This is a genomic window from Arthrobacter sp. 49Tsu3.1M3 (assembly GCF_900168135.1).
Taxonomy (GTDB): domain Bacteria; phylum Actinomycetota; class Actinomycetes; order Actinomycetales; family Micrococcaceae; genus Arthrobacter.
Genome location: NZ_FUZD01000017.1, coordinates 31,799 through 54,987, shown reverse-complemented (window position 1 = coordinate 54,987; position 23,189 = coordinate 31,799). Strand labels below are relative to the sequence as shown.

Genomic DNA, 23,189 nt, shown 5'->3' with positions numbered 1-23,189 from the left:
AACGAGCGCCTACAGGCCCTAGCTAAGCATTAAGCCATGCAGAGTAATATTTCCTCGCCTTGGCCAGCTTGGGGTTGATGATGACCTGGCAGTAGCCCTGCTCCGGGTATTTGGCGAAGTAGTCCTGGTGGATTTCCTCGGCCACATGGAACTGCGGCAGCCGGCTGACCTCGGTGACGATCGGGTGCCGCCACAGGGCCTGGTTCCGCTCGATCGCCTCCTCGAACAGGATCTTTTCCTCGGTGGTCTCGTAGAACATCGAGGAACGGTACTGGGTCCCGACGTCGTAGCCCTGCCGGTTCAGCGTGGTGGGATCGTGGAGGGCGAAGAACATGTCCAGGATGACCTCGGCGGGAATGACGTCCTCGTCGAATGTCACTGCCACCACCTCGGCGTGGCCCGTGGTCCCGGAACACACAGAGTAGTAGTCGGGGTTGCGGTCATGGCCTCCGGTGTAGCCCGACACGACCGAGCTGACGCCCTTGGTTTTCTGGTAGACGGCGTCGAGGCACCAGAAGCAGCCTCCGCCGAGGACAAAAGTTTTCATGATCTCTTCAATGGTTCGAGGGTCCCGATGATTCCCCACCCACCTTACGAGAGTGTTACGAGTGACCGGGCCGCCCGTGGATAGGGTAAAAATGGGGGTATGGAACCTGTGAACACCGATGTTTCAGCGGAATCCGACCGCCCTGCTGCCGCCGTCGACGGCGGTACCGGCACCGGGGAGGACACCAGCGCCGCGACGCTGGGCCTGATCCAGCTGGCGGTGGAGGAGCTCTGGCCCGAGTCCCTGGCCGAGGACTGGGACGAGGTGGGTCTGGTGGCCGGCCACCCGACCGCCGAGGTGCACCGGGTCATGTTCGCGGTCGATCCGACAATTGACGTGATCGAGGAAGCGATCGACTTCGGTGCCGAGCTGCTCATCACGCACCATCCGTTGCTGCTCAAGGGCGTGACGTCTGTGGCCGCGAATACGGCCAAGGGCAAGGCCGTGCACCGCCTCATCGAGTCCGGGACCGCGCTGCTGACCGTGCACACCAACGGTGACTCCGCCGTCGGGGGCGTTTCCGACGTCCTGGCCGACGCGCTCGGCCTGCAGAACGTGGCCCCGCTGACACCGGCCGCCAACGGGCTCCCCGAGGAAGGCATCGGCCGCGTCGGCGACCTCGAAGAGGTCCTGACGCTGGGTGATTTCGCGGCCCGCGTGTACGGCATCCTGCCCTCGGTGGCCGGCGGCGTGCGTGTCTCGGGGGACCGGGACGGGCTGATCCGGCGGGTGGCTGTCTGCGGCGGCGCCGGCGATTCCCTCTTCGGCGAAGTGCGGGCGAGCAACGCCGACGTCTACGTCACTGCGGACCTGCGGCACCACCCGGCATCGGAAGCCCGGGAGGCGGCGGTCAACGACCGGCCTTACCTGATCGACGTTTCCCACTTCGCCAGTGAATGGCTGTGGCTGCCTGCGGCCGCCGAAGCGCTGGGCAATGTGCTCACCGACCAGGGCCACGACGTCGAGATCCGGGTCAGCACCACCAACAGCGACCCGTGGGACTTCATTCTGACTCCGGGCTAAGCCTGGCGTGCGAGGGGCCCGGGTGAGCGTAGCGAGGCCGGGGAGTACGCTAGGCGCTAGAGTCTAAGGAGCGCCGGGACGGTGCCCGGCTTCGGCCGGATTGGATTTAGCGGAGGTAAATAGTGGCCAAGGCAGCACCGGCGGAACAGTTGAAGTTGCTCGAATTGCAGGGACTCGATGCCAAGCTCAAGTCCTTGTCCAACCGCCGGCGAAGCCTTGAAAGCGATTCCCGCATCACGGACCTGGAAGCCGCCCTCAGCGTGGCCAACGGTGAACTCGGTGCCGCGAAGGTGGCCGTCCACGATGCTGAACTGGAGCTCAAGCGCTCAGAGGCCGACGTCGAGCAGGTTGCCTCCCGGATCGAACGCGACGAGGCCAGGCTCAACAGCGGCACGGGGCTGTCCAAGGACCTCGTAGCCCTGCAGCGGGACCTCGTATCGCTGAACAAGCGCCGCTCGGACCTCGAGGACGTGGAACTCGAAGTCCTCGAACGGCTCGACTCGCTCCGCGCCCGCCAGGCGGCCCAGCAACAGATCGTGGACGACATCCAGGGCTCCTTCGGCTCCATCCGTGCCGAGCTGGACGAGCAGCTGGCCGAGATCGCCGCCGAAGCCACGGTGGTGCGCGGGCAGCGTGCCGAGTTCGCCGCCGGACTCGACGCCGGAATGCTCGCCGTTTACGAGAAGACCCTGGCCAAGCGTGGCGTCGGCGCTGCCCGGCTCTTCCACGGCACCTCGGAAGGCTCCGGCATGCACCTGAGCCCGGGCGACCTGGCCGAGATCAAGGCCGCGGCCGAGGACGACATCGTGTTCTGCCCGGACTCCGGCTGCATCCTGGTGCGCTCGTCCGACTGGGCCTAGGCACCCGCCTCCGCGTCAGTTCGGCAGGATGATGTTCAGGGTGTGCGGCTTCCGGGCCGTGCCCTCAACGAGTTCGGCAACCCACTTCTCCGCCGCCGCCTTCTGCAGCTGCGCGGGGGTTTGGGGCGCCTTGCCCCGGCGGCTGAGCAAATGGCGTGCCAGTTCGCCCCGGGTGTGCTTGGCAAAGTGGCTGACCACCTTGCGCACGCCGGCGGTCTCGGTGAACACGTTCACGGCCACCGTCTGTTCCGGCGGGGGAGTCCAGGCTGCGGCGTAGGTGCTGGACCGGCAGTCCACCAACAGCTCACCGGTCGTGGGCGCCGCCAGGGCGTCGGTCAGTTGCGGCTTCCAGAATGATGCGAGCCGTCCGACGTCGGGCAGCGAAGTCCCCATCGACAGCCGGTAGGCGGGCACGCGGTCGGCGAAGCGGATGGCGCCCCACAGGGCGGACACCACCAGCACCGATTCGTCGGCCTTCCTCCGCTGCGCCGGGGTCAGCGAGTTGTAGCCGAGGGCGTCAAAGAGCACCCCGGAATACACCTGGTGGGCCGGGGCGGCAGGTTCCGCGTGCAGCCGCGTATTACGTTCGACGTCGGCGCTCAGGGAAGCGCCAACGCCCAGCAGCGCCAGTGCGTCCTCGTGGGCGCTGACGGTGCCGAGCGCCTCCAGGACCTTGGCGCGGGAGCTGTTGAGGGCGGGAAAGCTCAAGGCGGCCCAGTCGGCGGCGTCCCCGCGCACAGCGGGAGTCTTGCCCTCGGAGGGCGGCAACAGAATTAGCACCGTACGATCCTACCGGCGGCGGGTTCCGCGGGCGCCGCAGGACCGCAGAGCAAGGCCCGGGCCGGCGGTGGCGGGTTCAGGCGAGGTTGTGGCCCAAGAATGAGAAGACCTCGGGCAGCACGGTCCGCCAGTAGCTGTAGTCGTGGCCGCCGGGCCGGAAACTACCCTCCACGTCGCCCTTCAGCCCTGCACGGTAGGCACGAACCGTGCCGGCAAGCGCGTCCCCGGTGCCGCAATCGATCCGTTTGGGCATCGCAGCGAGCCGGGGCCGGAGCGCGAACACGTCATGGGCCGCGAAGTCAGCCGGGCTGTCGAATGCTGTGTCCATGCGTGCGTCGTAGTTGTCCCAGACCGCCGGACTCATGGCGGCGACGGCGCGAATTCCGGGCAGCCGGCCCTGGGAGGCCAGCAGGAGCGAACCGAAGCCTCCCATGGAGAGGCCGAAGAGGCCGATCCTGCCAAGGTCGAAGCCCCGCTTGCCCAGAAACGGGACAAACTCCTTCACCAGCATCGACTGGGTGTCGCTGCCGTCGGCGCGGGGGTGCCACCAGGTGTTTCCGCCGTCCACCGCGGCGATCGCGAAGGGCGCGCCGCCGGCGTCGAGGTGCCGTTGGAGGGTCTTATGCGCCGACAAGCCCTCGAACAGTGCCTTGTGGCTGCCGTGGAGTCCGTGCAGAAAGACAGCCACGGGCAATTCGGGCTGCGCGCCGCCGGGCGGCAATTCCGGTGCAGCCAGCGACCAATGGCTGGTGACCCCGGGGCGGTAAGCCGAGACGAACGAACCCGTGCTGGTACGGACCGTCAACGCCCCGGCGCGGGCCGGCGCCCCTGACGCCGTCGGGCCGGCCGGCACGGGCGGAGACGTCTCGGGAGGCGCGACGCCCTCTGTGCAGGCAGAGAGCGCGGACGCGCCAAGGCCGATTCCTGCCAGCTCGAGCAGCCGGCGCCGGGTCAGGGCAGATTTGTCCATCCCTCGATAATAGGCCCGGCGCGGACGTGTCACCGGACGCGCCCGCTGACCGTAGAATGGACAGCGGATGGGTTGACCAGGCGGCCGCGCGTCACGCAAGTGGCTCGAGGAACGTCCGGGCTCCGCAGAGCAGGGTGGTGGGTAACGCCCACTCGGGGTAACCCGCAGGCCAGTGCCACAGAGAACAGACCGCCTGCGTGGGGCGTGTGCTTGCACAGGCCGCAGGGCAGGTAAGGGTGAAACGGTGGTGTAAGAGACCACCAGCTTCCCGGGTGACCGGGAAGGCTAGGTAAACCCCACCCGGAGCAAGGCCAGACAGGACACGTTTGAGGGCTGCTCGCCCGAGTGTTCGGGTAGGCCGCTGGAGGGCGTCGGCAACGGCGTCCGTAGATGGATGGCCGCTACTCCCGCGCCGGCAACAGCGCGGGAACACAGAACCCGGCGTATCGGTCAACCCATCCACCCAACGCCGACGATCTTCGATGAGGTTTGCCGGATCCAGCCGACGTCATTGACCTGCGGGGTCCGCCGGCTGCATCCTGCCCCGCACTCCGTCGGTGCGGTAGTGCTGGAGTACCAGGACCTGCCCGTCTGTGGCCACTGAAGGGTTGTTGTTCACGATCTGTACCGAGACGAGTTTGCCCTCGTGGTTGAATGCGCCCTCTGCCTCGTAGGTGTAGTTCGCGTTCGTGAGATATCCGGGCTTGAGTTTATTGACCAAATCCATGAAGTCGGCGCGTGTGTATTTGCTGGAGATCGACAATTTGCCGTTGGAGTCCCAGGCCTGGAAGGTCGGGCTCTCCGACTGGCTGCCCTGGATCAGGTAGAAATAGTTGCCGACCCATGCCAGGCCCTGGTTCTTACCCGCGGTCCGCGCACCGGCTTGGGCAGGGATGGTTGCTATCAGAGCGGGATCGCCTGCCTGAACGCTGGCCCAGTCGTAGACGTAAAAGCTGCTCACCGAAGTGGTGCCGGCGTCAGTTGTTGCCATGTATTTGCCGGACACGTCTGCGCGCCATATACCGTTTATTGGAATGTTGGCACCCTTGATGCCGGTGGTGTAGTTGTAGACAGCATAGGTGGACGAATTTGCCCGCGCCCCACCGGTTGCCCTGATGATGAAGCAAAGCTGCCCTCTTTCGTTGTAGAACCAGGGCAATGCTTCCGTCCAGCACAGATCTTCGGTTGTGACGATTCTCGACGACTTCCTGACCCCTGCGGGGAGGGTTCGCACGTCAATTCGCAATTCGGTGCCATTCTGGTTTGACACGTAGATTTCCTGTGCGCCCTCGTTGATAGACACGCCTTGCGGCCACGTTGTTTCACCGTTTTCCCGGACGGGGAACTCGCAGAGGAGTGCCACGCTGTCGAGAAGGGCGAGCGGGTCCTGGGTCATCTGGAGCGTGCCCCGGTCGGCCGCCCCGGGGACGGTGGGGTCGGCGGCCGCGCCGACTTGTGCCGCCGCGGCGGAATTGTTCAAAGCTGCGGCTACGGCTGCCAGCGCGGCTGCCAACCAGGCCCGCCGTGTCAAGATCAGCCACTGCGCTGCACTGAATGGAGTTCCTCGGGGCGATGGCCTCATTTCAGAGCCCGTCATAAGACGTAAGGTACTCTTGAGGTCCCCAGCCGTCTATGGTCTCCGGAAGTCTGAGGGGGCCACACGGCTGCATGAGGCGCGCACAAAGTTGATCAGGCGTCTATTCGGCCCCATTGCCCCAGGGGTGCGCCAGCCGCCCCGCCAGGTCGGCCGCGCGCCGCCTGTCTGCGGCTTTGCACGACAGCCCGGATGCTTGACATCATGGCCGCCGAACTAACACACTTCAATCAACGCTTCAAGGAGCGGTAGCTTCGGCGATGGTTGAGGAGTCATAGTGCCGGACGATGCTGAGTACGACTATGTGATCGCCGGGGGTGGTACCGGCGGCAGCGTTCTGGCTGGCAGATTGAGTGAAGACCCCTCAGTCCGTGTGCTTCTGCTCGAGGCGGGCAGGTCCGACCGCCATCCCTTCATCCATATGCCCGCGGGCTTCCCGAGATTGAAGGGAGGACCCTATCAGTGGGCGTATAGCAGTGTTCCGCAAAAGCACAGCAACGGCCGCAGCATCCCGCTCCCTCAAGGCCGCGGGCTTGGCGGCGGCGGGTCCATCAACTCCCAGGTCTTCACCCGGGGCGTGGCTGGGGACTACGACAGGTGGGCCGGGGACTACGGATGTGAGGGCTGGTCCGCCGCCGAGGTATCCAAGTATTTCATTCGCTCGGAGTCAAACACCAGGCTCGCAGGACCCCACCATGGAACGAATGGACCGCTCGGCGTCTCTGACCTCCGGCGTCCGCACACGCTCTCGGCCGCATTCGTGCAGGCGGGCCAAGAATTCGGGCTGCCCTACAACAGCGATTTTAACGGGGCGAAGCAGCTCGGCGTCGGCTTCTACCAGACCACCACCAGGAATGGCCGCCGGTGCAGCGCAGCCGTCGCCTATCTGAAACCCGCGCGCAGGCGGCCCAATCTCACTGTTCGCGTCAATGTGACCGTCTCCAAGGTGGTCATCAAGAATGGCCGCGCAGTCGGCATTCAGGCGATTGAAGGCGGAGTCGCGCGAACCTACGGTGCCCGGCGCGAGGTGCTGATCGCCAGCGGCGCGTTTGGCTCGCCCAAGTTGCTGCAGCTTTCAGGCATCGGCGACCCGGCAGACCTTGCTGCCGCCGGCATCAACGTGCTCCACGCCCTGCCCGGGGTCGGGAAGAACCTGCAGGACCACCTTGACCTGGACATCATCTACGAACTCACCGATGACCACAGCCTGGACCGGTTCAATCGGGTGCGCCCGGCGACAGTCCTGGCCGGCCTCGAGTATCTGGCTTTCCGCTCGGGACCGTTCGCGTCCAACCTCGTCGAGGCCGGTGGCTTCAGCTACGCCAACACGGATGAGAAGACCCCGGACCTGCAGTTCCACTTCCTGCCCGCGGCGAGGTCGGAGCCGGGCATTGCGTCGCTGCGGCCCGGATTCGGGGCGACGCTGAACTCGTACTTCCTGCGGCCCCGCAGCCGGGGGACAGTTCGCGTAGCGTCCTCAGATCCCACAAAGACACCGCTCATCGATCCGAATTTCCTGGCGGATGACTACGATCTGGAGATGACCATCGCCGGCGTGCAGCAGAGCCGGCAGATCATGGAGCAGCCATCGATGGCGGCGTTCATCCAGAAGGAGCACATCGGCGACGGCTCCCGCGTGGCAACCCGCGACGAATATGTGAATTTCGTGCGCTCCTACGGACGGACCTCGTACCACCCGGTCGGCACTTGCGCCATGGGTACCACCGACGATTCCGTTGTCTCCCCGCGGCTGAAGGTCCACGGGCTGGAGGGATTGCGGGTCGTAGACTCCTCGATCATGCCCCGGCTGGTCAGTGCCAACACGCAGGCACCCACCATAATGATCGCGGAAAAGGCCGTCGACATGATCCTCGAGGACGCAGCCGGGCTGACGCCCGGCGCGGATGGTTTTGCCGACTTCGACGTGGCCCCTGACAGTGTGTGAGTCAATTCACGCGCAACAGGCACCCCACCCTGCCCGGCCGCCCGTAGAATTGATGGTGAACGTAGAAGTTCTGCCGCCGGGTCTGCGTTCGCAGCCGGCGGTTTTTCTTTGCGCTCGATGAGGCGCCCGGGGTGGACCGAATCCCCGCCGGTGCCCGGTACCGGACACCCTCCGGCGGCCGACTTCCCCCTACGAGGACGTAGGGGGTGGATTCTAGGAAGGTAGTTCTGTGAGCCAGACGTCAGATTCTTGTCTTGATACGTGGATGGGCCGTGAGGCGCTCGCCGAGGCGATGATCCCCGTGATCGGCCGGCTGTACCGCGAGAACAACGTGGTGACCTCCATCCACGGACGCAGCCTGATCAACAAGTCCACCATGAATATCCTCAAGGCCCACCGCTTCGCCCGCCGGATGAGCAAGGAAGAACTGCGCCTCGAGGAGACGGCCCCGCTGCTGGAGGCCCTGACCAAGCTGGACCTCGGCGCCGCGGCGATCGACGTTGCCCGTCTCACCGAGAAATACCGCGCCGAGGGCGACGGCGCCAGCCTGGATGAGTTCCTCCGCGCCGAACTCGCCGAGGTTGTCGGCAAGCGCGGCGGCGACGACCGCACCAGCACCGACGTCGTCCTCTACGGCTTCGGCCGCATCGGCCGGCTCCTGGCCCGGCTCCTGATCGAAAAGGCAGGCGGCGGCCACGGCCTGCGCCTGCGTGCCATCGTGGTGCGCCGCGGTTCGGACAACGACCTCAGCAAGCGCGCGAGCCTGCTGCGCCGCGACTCCGTCCACGGCTCCTTCGAAGGCACCATCAAGGTTGACCTCGAAAACGACACCATCACGGCCAACGGCGTCCAGATCCAGGTCATCTACTCGGACAACCCCTCCACGGTGGACTACACCGCCTACGGCATCCAGGACGCGCTAGTCGTGGACAACACGGGCCGCTGGCGCGACGCCGAGGGCCTGTCGCAGCACCTGTTGAGCAAGGGTGTTGCCCGCGTTCTCCTCACCGCACCGGGCAAGGGCGAGCTGAAGAACATCGTGCACGGCATCAACCACGGCACCATCGACGACTCGGACACGATCGTCTCGGCGGCGTCCTGCACCACGAACGCCATCACCCCTGTGCTCAAGGCGATCAACGACCGCTACGGCGTGGTGCACGGCCACGTGGAGACGGTCCACTCCTTCACGAACGACCAGAACCTGATCGACAACTTCCACAAGGGCGACCGCCGTGGACGCTCTGCCGCGCTGAACATGGTGATCACCGAGACCGGTGCCGCCAAAGCCGTGGCCAAGGCCCTGCCGGAACTGCTCGGCAAGCTCACGGGCAGCTCCATCCGCGTCCCCACCCCGGACGTCTCGCTGGCCATCCTGAACCTGAACCTGGAGAACGGCACCACCAAGGACGAGGTCAACGACTACCTGCGGGAAATGTCGCTGCACTCGGAGCTGCGCAAGCAGATCGACTACATCGATTCGCCCGAGGTTGTCTCCACGGACTTCGTCGGCTCACGCCGGGCAGGCATCGTTGACGGCCTGGCCACGATCTCCAACGACAAGAATCTCGTCCTGTACGTCTGGTACGACAACGAGTTCGGCTACAGCTGCCAGGTGGTCCGCGTCATGGAGGAAATGGCCGGGGTCAACCCGCCGTCCTTCCCCGCCAAGGACGCTGCGTCCATCCTCGAGGCCGCAGGGCTTCCCGTCGAGGTCTAATCAGGGCGAACATCCCTGACCGGGACATGTTCCTCCTTTCCCGGCCGATGCACTGGAATCGGCCGGGAAAGGGAACCACAATGGAGCCATGGAACCGAACCCGGCTGTTGAACACGAGACCACCCTGGAACACGCGCTGGACGTCGCGCGGAGCAACGCGAAAGAAGCGAAGCGGCTGCTGGACGACGCCCTCGTCAAACGCCAGTCCGGTGAAGTCAACGACGACCGGGTGACCCAGCTCCAGGGCCTGCTGGATCTGGCCAACGAAGACCTGAAACGGGTCACCCGGGAGCAATAAGCCCCCGCGTTCCGCCACCGGTCCCCAACACTGTGGACAACCGCCCGGCTGGCATGGCGTCCGCATAGGCTCAGGGCGTGCAGCCAAAACGCCGCGAGCGGCCGCCCACATGACCGCCACCTGGATGGATTTCCGCCGCGCCCGCCGCCACTCCCGCCAGGCCTGGATTCTCCTGGCCGCGGCCGGCCTGGCCGTCCTGGGCGGACTGGTCTGGTTCTTCACGGCCGGCCAGTTTGCCGCCGCGGAGCCGCAAATCCCCGGCCCCAGCGAGGCCCCCGTCATCGCCCAAGGGTGGATGAACGCGGTGGACCCCGTCCGGGCCGTGCCGCAGGGAAGCGCTGCCGGCGTGCTCGACACCCTCGCGGTCAAGGGACGGTCGGCAACGAACAACTATGACCGGGGTGCCTTCGGCCAGGCGTGGCTCGACGTCGACCGCAACGGCTGCGATACGCGCAACGACATCCTCCGCCGCGACCTGGCGGTCGCCGAATTCGTCAGCGGATCACGCTGCCAGGTGGCCGTCGGCACGTTCCAGGAACCGTACACCGGCCGCATGATCGCGTTCCGGCGCGGCGCCGAAACCAGTGCCGCGGTGCAGATCGACCACGTCGTGGCGCTGGGAGACGCGTGGCAAAAGGGCGCCCAGCAGCTCACCGCGCAGCAGCGCGAACACCTGGCCAACGATCCCCTCAACCTGATCGCCGTCGACGGTCCCGCCAACCAGGACAAGAGTGCCTCCGACGCCGCCACCTGGCTCCCGCCAAACAAGGCTTTCCGCTGCCACTACGTCGCCCGCCAAATCTCGGTCAAGGCGGCCTACCGGCTGTGGGTCACGGCCGCAGAGAAGGAGGCGATGAAACGGATCCTCGCCTCGTGCCCGGGGCAACAGACGATCATGCCGCGCTGACGCGCCCTTCGCAGCTTCCGGGCTGGAGGACCCTTGCAGCCGATCTGCTGCCCGGCGAGAATGGGCGCGGCGGGAGAAACCGCGCGGTCCAATGCTGGAACGGAAACCATGGCACATCGCACGGACAATTCAGGCAAGGGGCACGCCGGCCACAAGGCCGGTCACAAGAAGGGCTCCGCACGGCGGCCGGCCCGGCTCGACGCCGGAATCTACGAGGCCGAACTTCTGCGGCTCCAGGCAGAACTGGTTGCCCTCCAGGAGTGGGTCCGCAGCACCGGGGCTCGGATCCTCATCATCTTCGAGGGTCGGGATGCAGCCGGCAAGGGGAGTGCGATCAAGCGGGTCACCGAGTACCTGAATCCGCGGTTTGCCCGGATAGTCGCATTGCCGGCGCCGACGGAGCGCGAACGCGGGGAATGGTACTTCCAGCGCTATGTGGCGCATTTGCCCGCCGCCGGGGAAATCGTCCTGATGGACCGCTCCTGGTACAACCGCGCCGGCGTCGAACACGTGATGGGCTTTTGCACCCCGGCGGAGCACAAACGCTTCATGGCCCAGTGCCCGGTTTTTGAACGGCTCCTCATCCAGGACGGCATCCTGCTCTTCAAGTACTGGTTCTCGATCAGTCATGGGGAACAGGAGCGGCGGTTCAAATCCCGTCTGGATGATCCCATGCGGCAATGGAAGCTCTCGCCGATGGACCGGGAGGCAATCCTGCGGTGGGAAGACTACTCGCGGGCCAAGGACGACATGTTCGTGCAGACAGACACCGCGGAATCACCCTGGTACGTGGTGGAAGCCGAAGACAAACGCCGGGCAAGGATCAACCTCATCGCCCACCTGCTCTCCAGCATCGACTACACCGAAGTACGGACAGAGCCGGTGACCCTGCCGGCGCGTCCGAAGGCCGTCAACTACACGCGCCCGCCGCGGGAACTGTTCCGCTATGTCCCGGACTTCGCCGCAAGCCTCGAAAAGCCGGCCGGGGACTGAGCCGGATCGGATCGATTGGCTCAGTAGACTGCAGCATGGACATTGTGAAATACGTGACCCCCTTCCTTGGCACCTGGCAGGGACAAAACCGCCTCCGGCTCATGCCCACGGACGACTACAAGGCTTCGGCGGCCACCGCCACGGTGAAGGTGACCGCCGCGCACTTCGCGAGTATCGCCTACACCTGGTCAGACGGTGAAAGCCCGCAGGAAGGCCTCTTGCTCCTGGCCGGCGGGGCGTCCGACGCGGATCCCGCCACCGCGGTGTGGCTGGACTCCTGGCACACGGGCAAGGCGCTGATGCAGTTCTCCGGGACCGTGGGCGGCGACGGTGTCCTCCGGCTCAACGGCTCCTATGCGGCGCCGGCCGGCCCGGACTGGGGCTGGCAGATCCACCTGCACCCGGCGGATGGCCCGGGCGGACGCATCACCATGCACAATCTGGTCCCGGGCGAGGACCCCTATCAGGTGGTGGAGCTGGTACTCGACCGGTAGGGTACCGGCATGGACATCATCCTCGTACCCGGATTCTGGTTGGACGCCTCGTCGTGGGCCGACGTCACCCCGCCGCTGGCCGCGGCCGGGCACAAGGTCTACCCGTTGACCCTGCCGGGCCTGGAGTCAGCCGATGCGCCGCGCGCCGGGATCGGCTTGCGCACCCACATCGACGCCGTCGTGGCGAAGATCGATTCCTTCGACGCGCCGGTGGTCCTGGTGGGCCACTCCGGCGGCGGGGCCATCATCCATGGCGCCGTCGATGCCCGCCCGGACCGGGTGGCCCGGGCTATCTACGTGGACAGCGGACCGCTGGGGGAGGGCGGGGTCATCAATGACGAACTCCCGGCCGACGGCGACGAGGTGCCGCTGCCGCCGTGGGAGCTCTTCGAGGACGCGGACCTCACCGATCTGACCGACGAGCTGCGCGCCATGTTCCGTTCCCGTGCCATCCCGGAGCCCCGCGGCGTGGCCCAGGACAGGCAGCAGCTCTCGGATGAACGCCGCTTTGAGGTTCCGGTCACCGTCATCGCCTGCGAATTCCCGTCCTCGATGCTGACGGAAATGATTGCCGGCGGCCACCCGTTCGTGGCGGAGCTCGCACGGATCCGCGAGGTCGACTATGTGGACCTGCCTACGGGACACTGGCCGCAGTTCACCAGGCCGGCCGAGCTCGGCGCCGCCATCCTGGCCGCCGTCGACCGGGCCTCCGGGAGCTGACCGGCCGGGCGCCGGCCCTCCGGTCTTCCACCGGCCCGCCGGTCTTCCACGGGCCCGCCGGCATCCAGCCAGCCGCGGCCGTCAGTGGCCGAACGGGTCCGGGTCCACTCCCGGCATCCAGGTCAGGCCGGGAACGCCCCAGCCGCTGCGTTTGGCCTGCTTCATGGCCCGGCGGGCATAGCGGTCAATGAGCCGGTTGACGTAGAGCTTGCCGTCGAGGTGGTCGTACTCGTGCTGGATGACCCGGGCGAACCAGCCGGTCGCCTCGAATTCCACCGGCTTCCCGTCACCGTCGAAGCCCTGGACCCTCGCCCATTCGGCCCGCTTGAGCGGATACTGGCCGCCGGGGAAGGACAGGCAGCCTTCCTCTTCCTCGTCGGGGTCCGGCAGGGCGCCGGAGATCTTGGAAAGTGTCAGGACAGGGTTGACCACGACGCCAGTGGGCGCGGCGCCGTCGTCGTTGTCGTACTTGTACACGAAGAGCCGCTTGCCGACCCCCACCTGGGGGGCCGCCAGCCCGACGCCGTTGGCGGCGTCGTTGGTCTCGAACATGTCGGCGATCAGGGTGCGGAGCTCGTCGTCGAAGACTTCGACTTCCGCGGCCCGGCGGTGCAGCACGGGCTCGCCCCAGATCGTGATGGGCAGGACAGTCATATCAGGAAAGTTCCTCGGGTGCTGGTGGAGTCGCGGCCGGTCAGCCGGCGATGGTGCGGCCGACGACGTCGCGCATGATTTCGTTGGTGCCGCCGAAGATCGTCAGCAGCCGGGCGGCCAGGTAGGCCTGGGCCACCGGGTATTCCATGATGTAGCCGTACCCGCCGTGCAGTTGCAGGCAGCGGTCCGTGACGGACTTTGCGCGCTCGGACGCCCACAGTTTGGCACGGGCAGCGCCTGCGGCGTCGAGCTCTCCGGCGTTGAACGCCAGGATGGCCTGGTCCACGTACGCTTCGGTGACCTCGACCTCCGTGAGGATGTCGGCGAGTTCGAAGCGGCTGTTCTGGAAATCGATGATCCGCTCGCCGAACGCGTTGCGGTCCTTCGTGTAGCGGACAGTCGCCTCGTAGGTGGCGCGCACGACGGCGGAGCTGGCCACGGCGATCGCCAGCCGGCCCTGGGGGAGCTGTTCGGCCGCGTACTGCAGACCCTTGCCTTCCTCGCCGACGAGGTCCGTGTGCGGGACGCGGACGTTGTCGAAGAACAGCTCGGCCGTGTCGGAGGCCTTCAGGCCCATCTTGTCCAGCTGCTTGCCGGTGTTGTAGCCCTCGCCCTTTTGGACCATGAAAAGCGAGAACGAGTCGCGGTTCCCGCGTCCGGTGCCGCCGTCGGTGCGGGCCAGGACCAGGGAGGCGTCGCCGGAGATGCCGTTGCCGATAAACGTTTTCTGGCCGGTTATCAGCCAGTCGTCGCCGTCGCGGACCGCCTTGGTGCGGATACCGCGCAGGTCGGAGCCGGCCCCCGGTTCGGTCCAGGCGACCGAGGTGACCTTTTCGCCCGAGACCATGCCCGGGAGCCAGCGGGCCTTGAGGTCATCGGAGCCGTAGGCCAGCAGGTGGGGGAGGACCATGTCATCGTGCAGGTGGAACGCCAGGCCGACCGCGAGGTGGTTGCTCTTGGCGAATTCTTCGTCCAGCACTGTCCGGAAGCGGTAGTCGGACATCCCCATGCCGCCGAACTCTTCCGGCACGGCCAGGCCCAGCAGCCCCTGCTCGCCGGCAGCGGACCACAGTTCCCGGGACATCATGTGGTCCTCGTCCCACTGGGTGTAGTGGGGAGCGACCGCGCGCGCGTTGAACTCGGCGGCCATCTCTCGGAACATCTCGTGGTCTTCTTCAAAGAGCTTGCGCTTCACTGCGATTCCTTCCCATACAGACAACAAAGGCCGCACCGGATAACCGGTGCGGCCTTTGGAAAAGGTCGGACAATCACTGCCGTCCTTCATGAGGGTGAGCGACGGGGGTTGAACCCGCGACCTCCTGGACCACAACCAGGCGCTCTGCCAACTGAGCTACGCCCACCATGTGCCGTATCAGGCCTTCCGGCGAACCGGCTGGCTGGAAAGGCAACGACAAATAGCTTACCTGCTGTTTGGGGGTGGTTTTGCCACTTTTGCGATTTTCGCCAAAATTTTCCGCGAAACGTGGCGCAGATTACTTATCCACGCCACGTCCCCCGCCGACGTTTCAGCGGCCCCGCTGCGCGGAGGCGAGGTGCGGCCGCTACTCCGCCGGGGCGGGCTCGGCTGCTTCGCCGCCCATGACGCGCTTGGCGATCCGCTGCGCCGTGGCACTGTCCGGGCCCGGCGCGGGAACAAACACGGCCTCGCGGTAATACCGGAGTTCGTCGATGGAGTCCTTGATGTCGCCGAGCGCCCGGTGGCCGCCCAGCTTGGCCGGGGACTGGAAGTAGGCCCGGGCAAACCAGCGGCGGGAGAGTTCCTTGATGGTGCTCACGTCGATGACCCGGTAGTGCAGGTGCTCCACCACGTCGGGCATATCGCGGACGAGGAACACGCGGTCAGTGCCCACCGAGTTGCCGCCGAGCGGGGCCTTCCGCGGGTCAGGCACCCATTTTTTAATGTAGGCGAGCACGGCTGCCTGCGCTTCGGCCATCGTCTTGCCGTGCGGAAGCTCCGCCAGCAGGCCGGACCGGGTGTGCATGTCGCGGACAAAGTCGTTCATCTGGGCCAGCGCGGCGTCGTCGGGCTTGATCACGACGTCGACGCCGTCCCCCAGGATGTTGAGCTCCGAATCGGTCACCAGGGCGGCCACCTCGATAAGGGCGTCATTCTTGGTGTCCAGGCCGGTCATTTCGCAGTCGATCCAGACGATGCGTTCGTTAGTAATAGGCACCCGCCCAGCCTACCGTTCCGACGCCACAGAGCCGTCCGGTGCTAGGATTTCGAATACGCGGCCGCCGAATTATTTCGGCACTGATTTCTTCGACGCGGCGCCCCGGGCCGGACACTGCGGCCGGCTGTGGGCGGAATTGTGGCCCACAACAGATTGGACGATCCTGACATGACGGCGCCTGTGCCTGCGGCGGGGGAAACGGCTGCCGGTACGTCCCGCCCGTCCACGTCCCGCCCTTCTGCGTCCGGCCGGACTGCGCTCACCCCGGCTGCGGCCTCACCTGAGGGGGAAGGGTCGGTCGGCGACGTCGACAACCCGCGGTCCCCGATCCTTGCCGGGTTCCTGGGCTCGCTGTTCATGACGATCGGTTCGATCGGCGTGGGCTGGCTTGCCCCCGCGTCCGAACTCCGCCGCGTCCCGCTGTTCATCTTTATGCGCACCGAGGCCCTGGGCGTCGCCCTCTGCATTGTCCTGCTGGCCTTCGGCGGCATGCTGCTGGTCCGCGCCTGGCTGCGGCTCGGCCAGCGCGTCCGGGTCTGGGGGGCCGGGGCCCGCAAGGCCACGCTCCAGGCAACGGCGGCGTGGGGGCTGCCGCTGATGTTCTCTGTGCCGCTGTTCAGCCGCGACGTCTACGCGTACATCGGCCAGGGCCGGCTCATGGTGGAGGGTTTCAACCCGTACGAAAACGGCATTTCGGCGCTGTCCAACTACTTCCAGCTGGGCGCCGACAGAATGTGGACCGAAGCCCCCGTCCCCTACGGGCAGCTGTTCCTGTGGATAGAACAGTTCGTGGTCTGGGCCACCAACGTGCACCCCGAAGGCAGCATCATGCTGTTCCGGATCGCGGCCCTGGTGGGCGTGGTCCTCTGCGTGATCTACGTGCCCAAACTGGCCGAGCTGCACGGTGTGAACCCGAACCGGGCCCTGTGGCTGACAGCGGCCAATCCGCTGTTCCTCACCAACTTCATTGCCAGCGTCCATAACGACTCCCTCATGATCGGCCTGGCCCTGGCCGGCCTTTATTACTGCGCCACGCGCCGGGTCATCCTCGGAATCGTGCTGGTCACGCTCTCCATTTCGGTCAAGCCCATCACGGTGGTCTTCCTGCCGTTCATCGGCCTGCTCTGGGCGGGCAAGGGCGCCAGCTGGCCGCGCAAGTTCGTCTTCTGGGCCCTCACGGCCGGCATCAGCCTGGCCCTGCTGTATCTCATGAGCCGGGTCAACGGCTTCGGCTTCGGCTGGATCAACGGGCTGTCCGCCCCGGGCAGCATCTGGATCTGGTACGCGCCCGTTGGCCTGGTGGGCCTGATCGTGGCCTCCATCTCCAACGCCTTCGGGCTCGACGGCTGGGGACTGGCCAAGTGGGCGTTCGACGCCGGCAAGCTGCTCGCCGTCGGCATCGTCGCCTGGCAGATCTTCCGCGGCGACTACGACCGCCTGATGCGCCGGCTCACCCTGGCGTTCGCCGCCGTCGTGCTGCTGTCCCCGATGATCCAGTCCTGGTACATCGTCTGGCTCATCCCGCTCTTCGCCGTCACGGGCATCCGCGACGACTGGCAGGTCAAGGCGCTCTACTTCATCGTGTCCTTCTTCATGGTGTACGCGATCTCGGACCAGCTTGATGTCTTCCCATATCTGCAGACCGCGGATCTGGGCCTGGCCCTGGCGCTGGCCCGCAACGCCGCGGCGATCATCGCGTTGCTGTTCGCGCTGTACCTGATCTTCCTGGACCCGAAGACCAAGCTGCTGTTCACCAAGTCGGACGAGCCGGTCACCACGCGGCCGATCATCTAGGCAGGCAGGTTCCTGAGCGCTTCCTTGCGCGAGAGCGGACTGAGCTGGTCCGCATGCCGCCGCACGAACGCTTTCACCCAGGCCGGATCGGTCCTGGCGTACTGGCGCAGCGCCCACCCGATCGCCTTGCGGATGAAGAACTCCCGGTCCCCGAGGTTGGCCTCGATCACCGCGGCCAGGAGCTCCGTGTCCGTGGCGTCCTTCACCCCCAGCTGTGCGGTGATCGCGGCCCGCCGGACCCAGAAGTCCTCGTCGCGGCTCCAGCGTTTGAGCACCGGCGTCAGTTCTGCCCGGTGGGCCTGCAACAGGGCGCCCAGCCGCTGCGCCACCCCGTCCACCAGGTCCCACCAGGCTCCGGTGCGGATGATTTCCTCATAGAGGGCCAGCATGCCCAGTTCCCCGGCTGCGGGCTTGAGCCCCGTGAGCTCGATCGCGGCGTAGCGTTCCTCACGGTGGCCGGCGTTGCGCCACAGCACGAGCACCGCGGACTGCAGTTCCGCCAGGCTGCCCGGCGGGTGGTCCGCGGCCGCGGCCTTGACAATGCGGCGCACCTCGGGAACCCGCACGCCCAGGAACGGCATCTGGGATTTCATATAGGCCTGTGCCCCCGCGGCGCGGCCAGGATCGGCCGCAGCCTGGAGGCTGCCGCGGATCGCGTCAATCAGTTTCGTGGTGGTCATGAGGCCACTGTAGACACGCCGCGGCGGGCTTTAGAGTTGAAGCCAGCAAGCCTCGGCTCCGCGTCGGAAGGAAAAGCCATGTCCATGATCAAGAGTCCCGAAGAGATCGCACTGATGCGCGAGGCCGGCCGGGTGGTCGCCACCACCCTCGCCCGGGTCCGCGAGGCGGCCGCCGTCGGCGTTTCGCTCAAGGAACTGGACGATGTCGCGGCAGCGTCAATCGCCGATGCGGGAGCCACTCCGGCGTTCCTGAACTACCGGCCGCGGTGGGCGTCAGTGCCGTTCCCGGGGGTCATCTGCACGTCCGTCAATGATGCCGTCGTGCACGGCATCCCCAACGAGTACCGGCTCCAGGACGGGGACCTCCTGAGCGTGGATTGCGGCGCGTTTCTCGCCGGGTGGTGCGGCGATGCGGCCGTCAGCTTCATCGTGGGGACCGCGGACCCGGTGGACCAGGCCCTCATCGACGCCACGGACGCCGCCCTGGCGAGGGGGATCGAAGCGGCACGGATCGGGAACAAGATGGGGGATCTCGCCTACGCGATCGGCGGGGCAGCGCGCCGGGCAGGCTACGGGCTGCTCGCCGACCACGGCGGCCACGGGATCGGCCGGACCATGCACGCCGAGCCGCCCGTGCCCAACGACGGACGTCCCGGCCGCGGCATCAAACTGACCGAAGGCCTCGTCATCGCCATCGAACCAATGCTGATTCTTGGCCGCAAGGACGACTACTACCATGACGACGACGAATGGACCCTCCGCTCAGCGAACGGGCGCCGCGCCGCGCACAGCGAGCACACCGTGGCCATCACCGCCGAGGGGCCGGTGATCCTGACGCTGCCTTAAGGCCCGTGCTGGACGCCAGCCGGGGGAACCGTCAGGCGGACGACGGCGCGTCCCGGCACTGCGCCGCTGACCACTCCGCCGGTGAGCGCTCCGTCGCTGACCGCTGCGCCGCTGACCACTCCGCCGGTGAGCGCTCCGTCGCTGACCGCTGCGCCGCTGACCACTCCGCCGGTGAGCGCTCCGTCGCTGACCGCTGCGCCGCTGACCACTCCGCCGGTGAGCGCTCCGTCGCTGACCGCTGCGCCGCTGACCACTCCGCCGGTGACCACTGTGAAGCCGGCCGCCAAAAAGAGTCCCAGCGTGCCGTGGTAGAGGTCCGCCGGGCCGGCCTTGGGCCGTTGCGCGGGGTGGACCGGATAACCCTCCACCACCGCTGCGCTGTGCGCGACGGCGTGTTCGACGGCGGCGGCCAGCAGTGCACCCGCCACCCCGGTCCGTCGCTGGCTGGGGGAGACGACAAAGCAACTGACGGACCACACGTGGTCCCCGCCGGGACTTCGGCCCGGTCAAGGCAAAGAACCGGCACCAGCATCGCGAGGGTTCGCCGCGGACGCCGAAGAGACGCTCGACGTCGGCCAGTCCGCCTGGGCGGTGGTGATGGCTGCCTGGGCCCGGGGTTCTCCTCCGCGCATGGAAAAGAGGGTAGCGCCTGGCGGCTTCAGCGTCAGCGCGTGCGCGTGCCCGGGGTGGCCTGGCGGCGGACGCGGTGCGCGGCGAGCCGGAGCTGGATGATGCGGGCGGCTCCGGCGATGGCGACCAGCACTCCGCCGCCGACTGCCGCGATGAACAAGGCGATGCCGAGCGGGACCGAGCCTTCGAGGCCAAAGAACTTCACCTGCACGTATTCCTGGTTCTGCAGGATGAAGGCGATCAGCAGGATCAGCACCACGAGCGCGCAGGCAACCGCCGCCCAGACCATTCCCGCACGGGTGACCTGGCTCGTTTCCGGAGCGGGCGGCGGCGCGGGAGCCTGAGCCGTGGGTTCCCCGGGGCGGGAGGTTTCGGCGCGCCCCGGCGTCGTGGCGGCTACATCGGTGCCGGTCGCGGCTGCATCGGTGCTGGGGCCTTGCTCGCCGGACGCGGGCCCGGTGGTGGCGTCAGCTGCCGCTGCGTACTGGGTGGTGGGGGCGTCCTCTGGATTGGTGGGGTCGAATCTGCGGGGTGTCTCGGTCATGGCGGCCGTACCTTTCGATTGCGGGCAGGGCGCACAGGCTATCCCAGTCGGCCTGCCAGTCAACTCAATACTAAGCGTGCTGAGGGCTGGCGGGGTTCCGTGCAGCGGGCGCCGCGGTTCGGGCGATCCGCCCCACGCCAGCAACCGTGCTTTGGTGCTCCCTGGCGGACGCGGTTGGGCGTCGTTGTTCGCGGCAATCTTTTCGGGGTTCTTCACGGGGTTCTTCACGGAAAACCAGCGGTGCCCGAGGGTCAGTGCAGGCTGTTGGCACCGGCCCGGGGACGGTATAACGTCACAGCAAAGCGAATGCCTTGAAGAGGAGGCGCGGCCGTGACGATTATTGACAATGCCGTCTACGTAGACGGTCACCGGACCGCCGACCCGGAAGGACTCGAGGAGACGTACTTTCTTCTGCGGCAGCGCCAGGGCATGGCCTGGATTGGGCTTTACCGGCCCGAAGCCGAGGAACTGCGCTCCGTGGCCGAGGAATTTGATCTGAGCCATCTGGCCGTGGAGGACGCGCTTGCCGGCCACCAGCGGGCCAAGCTGGAGCACTATGGCGAGACGTTGTTCCTCGTGCTGCGGCCCGCGCGGTACCTGGACGATGTGGAGAAGGTCGAGTTCGGCGAGATCCATGTGTTTTCCGGCCCGGACTTTGTGGTGACGGTCCGCCGGGCGGAGTCTCCCGACCTGGCCCGGGTGCGCCGGCGGATGGAGTCCGAGCCGGAGTTCCTGGCGCTCGGACCGGATGCGGTGTTGTACGCGATCCTGGACCAGGTGGTGGACGAGTACGAGCCGGTGGCGGCGGGGCTGGAAAACGATATCGATGAAATCGAAGACGACCTGTTCGCTGCCGACCCCGGCGTATCGCGCAGGATCTATGAACTCTCCCGCCAGGTCATCACGTTCCAGCGCGCCACGGCCCCGCTGGCCGGAATCCTGCAGAGCCTCATGGGCGGCGGACCGGATGGGGTGCCGGACCCCGAACTGCAGGATCATTTCCGCGACGTGCTGGACCACGCCATCAGGCTGGGGGAGCGGGTGTCTGCCTTCCGCGCGTTGCTGCAGAACGCGCTGGCCGTCAACGCGGCCCTCGTTGCCCAGCGGCAGAACGACGAAATGCGGCTCCTGACGGAGTCGAGCTTCGCCCAGAACGAGCAGGTCAAGCGGATCTCGTCGTGGGCTGCCATTTTGTTTGCGCCGACGTTGATTGCGTCGATTTACGGCATGAACTTCCGCGACATGCCCGAGCTCGACTGGATCTTCGGTTATCCGATGGCACTCGCGCTCATGCTCGGCATGGGCGGGATTCTGTTCCTGACGTTCAAGCACAACAAGTGGATCTGATGTTCTGGCTGACGTAGGAGTTGACATAGGAAGCGGCCCTGACCTTGCGTTGTCGCAGGTCAGAGCCGCTCTCTTGTGCCCCAGGAGGGAATCGAACCCCCGACCGGCGGATTAGAAGGCCGCTGCTCTATCCCCTGAGCTACTGGGGCGCGCTGGTGTCCACCGGCTGCTGCCGGTGACGCCTCAAAAAGTTTACAGTGCCGGACGGCCGGTGGAGGTCAACGCCGGCCGGTGGCCGGTCCAGCCGGCCACGACTTCTCCCCAACACGGCCCCCACACCGTGGCCCGCAGCCGGTTTTCCACATGGCACAGCCGGGCCCTCCCCGGCCACGGTCTGCGGCGGGATGCTGGAACTGCCCGGCAGGGCATGACAATTCGAGACAGGACATGAGAATGAGCGACAACATTACGGTCCGTGGCTTCGTCGCCTCGGAGATCAGAAGCTCGACCACACCCGGTGGCGTGGCCACGGCGTCCTTCCGGTTCGGCGCCACCGAGCGCCGCTACGACCGCGGGTCCAGCACCTGGGTGGATGGCAACACCAACTGGTTCACCGTCCAGGGATACCGGCAGCTGGCGGGCAACATTGGCTGCAGCATCAAGAAGGGCCAGCGGGTCATCGTGGTTGGCAGGCTCAAGATGCGGAGCTGGGAGAAGGACGGCAGGGTCTACCACGTCGCCGAAATTGATGCGGAGTCAGTCGGCCACGACCTCATGTGGGGCTCTGCCAACTTCACCCGCTCAGCCGCGGCCGGAAGCCAGGCGGCGGCAGGACCCGGTACCCCAGATGCGCCCGGTGGCGGTGACGGCCACGGCGGCGGACCGGAGAGCCAGCCAGGCGACGATGACGGGGTCGGCGATCCCGGTGCCGACCACCACGCGACCCTCATCCATGACGAGAGCGGTGAGGAAGAGGAGGTGGACCAGGAAACCGGAGAACTGAAAGGGGCCGCAGCCTGAATCCGCAGGACCGGCTGGCAACGCCGTGGACTGGGCACCGGAACGCCGGAACGCGGCACTGCCGCGTGGCAGAATTGCCCGATGCAACACGCCAGGATTGCTGCGGGACGGGCGGCGCCCATCACCGCCGCGGGAGGGGCCGCACGTCGCGGCGGCTGGGCCGTTCCGGCCGCCGCAACCTTGGTGCTCCTGCTGTCGGCCTCCGCCTGTGCGACGCCGGCCGGTAGCAGCGGGGCCCTGGCCTCTGAAGCCGCGGATTCCGAAGGCCCACCTTCCGCAGCGTCCCCGGCGCCGGCAGCCTCGACGTCGACCCCGGCGAAACCCGGCCTGAAACACGACGGGGTATCCGCCATGAGGACCACGGTCGAGGCGGTCCTGAACGCCGCCATCCGCGACGGCGGTCAGCCCGAAACGGCGGGCATCCGCGCGTCGTTGGTTGACGCGGGGATTCCGGCCGACGCTGTGGAAGTCACTGCCGGGCGGACGCCCACCGGCCTGGCTGTCGACGCCGTCGAGGCCGGAGTGCGCGACGGCAGCAGCTGCATCGTGGCCCAGGTCCGCGCTGGCAGCGTCGCCGTCACTGTGCTGCCGGGCCTGGCCTCCGGCGGCTGCCTCTTGGGCGTCCGGGACTGAGCCGAACTGCCGGAGGCAGTTAAGACGCCGTTAAGTGGCCGATCCGGGCGCCCGG

24 protein-coding genes, 2 tRNA genes and 1 other RNA gene are annotated in these 23,189 nt (G+C 66.9%); 15 read left to right on the top strand and 12 right to left on the bottom strand.

Going from position 1 to position 23,189, the window contains the following annotated elements:
- Positions 1–22: 22 nt before the first annotated feature.
- A complete protein-coding gene (gene msrA / locus B5X90_RS16005; protein WP_079554743.1) occupies positions 23–547 on the bottom strand; it encodes a peptide-methionine (S)-S-oxide reductase MsrA in 525 nt (174 codons plus the stop codon).
- A 99-nt stretch (positions 548–646) separates the two neighbouring features.
- Between msrA and B5X90_RS16000 the strand changes: the two genes are divergently transcribed.
- Positions 647–1,570 carry a Nif3-like dinuclear metal center hexameric protein gene (locus B5X90_RS16000; protein WP_143264782.1) on the top strand — a complete coding sequence of 308 codons (924 nt, stop codon included), beginning with the start codon at positions 647–649 and terminating at the stop codon, positions 1,568–1,570.
- A gap of 122 nt (positions 1,571–1,692) precedes the next feature.
- Entirely contained in the window at positions 1,693–2,430 is a 738-nt protein-coding gene (locus B5X90_RS15995; protein WP_079554739.1) for a zinc ribbon domain-containing protein, read from the top strand.
- 15 nt (positions 2,431–2,445) lie between these two features.
- Here the strand turns inward: B5X90_RS15995 and B5X90_RS15990 are convergent, their stop codons facing one another.
- Positions 2,446–3,210, bottom strand: coding sequence for a YaaA family protein (locus B5X90_RS15990; protein WP_079554737.1), 765 nt, complete (start codon positions 3,208–3,210; stop codon positions 2,446–2,448).
- Between the two features lie 76 nt (positions 3,211–3,286).
- The gene (locus B5X90_RS15985) at positions 3,287–4,180 is read right to left on the bottom strand and encodes an alpha/beta hydrolase (RefSeq protein WP_079554735.1); all 894 of its coding nucleotides are present in this window, start codon (positions 4,178–4,180) and stop codon (positions 3,287–3,289) included.
- Between the two features lie 68 nt (positions 4,181–4,248).
- On the opposite strand from B5X90_RS15985, the gene rnpB reads away from it, so the two are divergent.
- Positions 4,249–4,642, top strand: an RNA gene (gene rnpB / locus B5X90_RS15980) — RNase P RNA component class A.
- Positions 4,643–4,688: 46 nt separating this feature from the next.
- Here the strand turns inward: rnpB and B5X90_RS15975 are convergent.
- Positions 4,689–5,777, bottom strand: coding sequence for a hypothetical protein (locus B5X90_RS15975; RefSeq protein ID WP_143264781.1), 1,089 nt, complete (start codon positions 5,775–5,777; stop codon positions 4,689–4,691).
- A 274-nt stretch (positions 5,778–6,051) separates the two neighbouring features.
- Here B5X90_RS15975 and B5X90_RS15970 point away from each other — a divergent pair, with 274 nt between their 5' ends.
- From B5X90_RS15970 to B5X90_RS15940, 7 genes are all read left to right on the top strand, one after another.
- Positions 6,052–7,719 carry a GMC family oxidoreductase gene (locus B5X90_RS15970; RefSeq protein ID WP_079554731.1) on the top strand — a complete coding sequence of 556 codons (1,668 nt, stop codon included), beginning with the start codon at positions 6,052–6,054 and terminating at the stop codon, positions 7,717–7,719.
- 229 nt (positions 7,720–7,948) lie between these two features.
- Positions 7,949–9,439, top strand: a complete 1,491-nt coding sequence (locus B5X90_RS15965) for a glyceraldehyde-3-phosphate dehydrogenase (protein WP_079554729.1) — start codon at positions 7,949–7,951, stop codon at positions 9,437–9,439.
- Positions 9,440–9,527: 88 nt separating this feature from the next.
- On the top strand, positions 9,528–9,737 hold the full coding sequence (locus B5X90_RS15960) for a hypothetical protein (protein WP_018773403.1): 210 nt from the start codon (positions 9,528–9,530) through the stop codon (positions 9,735–9,737).
- A gap of 109 nt (positions 9,738–9,846) precedes the next feature.
- Positions 9,847–10,644, top strand: a complete 798-nt coding sequence (locus tag B5X90_RS15955) for an HNH endonuclease family protein (RefSeq protein ID WP_079554727.1) — start codon at positions 9,847–9,849, stop codon at positions 10,642–10,644.
- 108 nt (positions 10,645–10,752) lie between these two features.
- The gene (ppk2, locus tag B5X90_RS15950; protein WP_079554725.1) at positions 10,753–11,637 is read left to right on the top strand and encodes a polyphosphate kinase 2; all 885 of its coding nucleotides are present in this window, start codon (positions 10,753–10,755) and stop codon (positions 11,635–11,637) included.
- A 35-nt stretch (positions 11,638–11,672) separates the two neighbouring features.
- Positions 11,673–12,131 (top strand): DUF1579 family protein, encoded by a 459-nt coding sequence (locus tag B5X90_RS15945; protein ID WP_079554723.1) that lies wholly within the window; start codon positions 11,673–11,675, stop codon positions 12,129–12,131.
- Positions 12,132–12,140: 9 nt separating this feature from the next.
- Positions 12,141–12,851 carry an alpha/beta fold hydrolase gene (locus B5X90_RS15940; protein ID WP_079554721.1) on the top strand — a complete coding sequence of 237 codons (711 nt, stop codon included), beginning with the start codon at positions 12,141–12,143 and terminating at the stop codon, positions 12,849–12,851.
- 81 nt (positions 12,852–12,932) lie between these two features.
- On the opposite strand, the gene def is transcribed toward B5X90_RS15940, so the two are convergent.
- From def to orn, 4 genes are all read right to left on the bottom strand, one after another.
- The gene (gene def / locus B5X90_RS15935; RefSeq protein ID WP_079554719.1) at positions 12,933–13,505 is read right to left on the bottom strand and encodes a peptide deformylase; all 573 of its coding nucleotides are present in this window, start codon (positions 13,503–13,505) and stop codon (positions 12,933–12,935) included.
- A 40-nt stretch (positions 13,506–13,545) separates the two neighbouring features.
- Entirely contained in the window at positions 13,546–14,700 is a 1,155-nt protein-coding gene (locus B5X90_RS15930) for an acyl-CoA dehydrogenase family protein (RefSeq protein WP_179129163.1), read from the bottom strand.
- A 93-nt stretch (positions 14,701–14,793) separates the two neighbouring features.
- Positions 14,794–14,866: transfer RNA gene (locus B5X90_RS15925), tRNA-His, on the bottom strand.
- Positions 14,867–15,067: 201 nt separating this feature from the next.
- A complete protein-coding gene (gene orn, locus B5X90_RS15920) occupies positions 15,068–15,700 on the bottom strand; it encodes an oligoribonuclease (protein WP_079554717.1) in 633 nt (210 codons plus the stop codon).
- A gap of 168 nt (positions 15,701–15,868) precedes the next feature.
- On the opposite strand from orn, the gene mptB reads away from it, so the two are divergent.
- On the top strand, positions 15,869–17,494 hold the full coding sequence (gene mptB, locus B5X90_RS15915) for a polyprenol phosphomannose-dependent alpha 1,6 mannosyltransferase MptB (RefSeq protein WP_179129162.1): 1,626 nt from the start codon (positions 15,869–15,871) through the stop codon (positions 17,492–17,494).
- Here mptB and B5X90_RS15910 read toward each other — a convergent pair.
- The gene (locus B5X90_RS15910) at positions 17,491–18,174 is read right to left on the bottom strand and encodes a DNA alkylation repair protein (RefSeq protein WP_079554713.1); all 684 of its coding nucleotides are present in this window, start codon (positions 18,172–18,174) and stop codon (positions 17,491–17,493) included. The genes mptB and B5X90_RS15910 overlap by 4 nt on opposite strands.
- A 78-nt stretch (positions 18,175–18,252) precedes the next feature.
- Here B5X90_RS15910 and map point away from each other — a divergent pair, with 78 nt between their 5' ends.
- Positions 18,253–19,020, top strand: coding sequence for a type I methionyl aminopeptidase (gene map, locus B5X90_RS15905; protein ID WP_079554711.1), 768 nt, complete (start codon positions 18,253–18,255; stop codon positions 19,018–19,020).
- On the opposite strand, the gene B5X90_RS21710 is transcribed toward map, so the two are convergent.
- Positions 19,017–19,448, bottom strand: coding sequence for a hypothetical protein (locus B5X90_RS21710; RefSeq protein WP_256860282.1), 432 nt, complete (start codon positions 19,446–19,448; stop codon positions 19,017–19,019). The two genes, map and B5X90_RS21710, sit on opposite strands and share 4 nt — an antisense overlap.
- A 236-nt stretch (positions 19,449–19,684) precedes the next feature.
- On the bottom strand, positions 19,685–20,194 hold the full coding sequence (locus B5X90_RS15895; RefSeq protein ID WP_079554709.1) for a LapA family protein: 510 nt from the start codon (positions 20,192–20,194) through the stop codon (positions 19,685–19,687).
- Positions 20,195–20,524: 330 nt separating this feature from the next.
- On the opposite strand from B5X90_RS15895, the gene B5X90_RS15890 reads away from it, so the two are divergent.
- The gene (locus B5X90_RS15890; RefSeq protein ID WP_079554707.1) at positions 20,525–21,541 is read left to right on the top strand and encodes a magnesium and cobalt transport protein CorA; all 1,017 of its coding nucleotides are present in this window, start codon (positions 20,525–20,527) and stop codon (positions 21,539–21,541) included.
- 76 nt (positions 21,542–21,617) lie between these two features.
- On the opposite strand, the gene B5X90_RS15885 is transcribed toward B5X90_RS15890, so the two are convergent.
- Positions 21,618–21,690: transfer RNA gene (locus B5X90_RS15885), tRNA-Arg, on the bottom strand.
- Positions 21,691–21,934: 244 nt separating this feature from the next.
- On the opposite strand from B5X90_RS15885, the gene B5X90_RS15880 reads away from it, so the two are divergent.
- Together B5X90_RS15880 and B5X90_RS21705 are read left to right on the top strand one after the other, a co-directional pair.
- Positions 21,935–22,501 (top strand): single-stranded DNA-binding protein, encoded by a 567-nt coding sequence (locus tag B5X90_RS15880; RefSeq protein WP_079554705.1) that lies wholly within the window; start codon positions 21,935–21,937, stop codon positions 22,499–22,501.
- An 81-nt stretch (positions 22,502–22,582) separates the two neighbouring features.
- Entirely contained in the window at positions 22,583–23,134 is a 552-nt protein-coding gene (locus tag B5X90_RS21705; protein WP_256860281.1) for a DUF6993 domain-containing protein, read from the top strand.
- Positions 23,135–23,189: the final 55 nt, after the last annotated feature.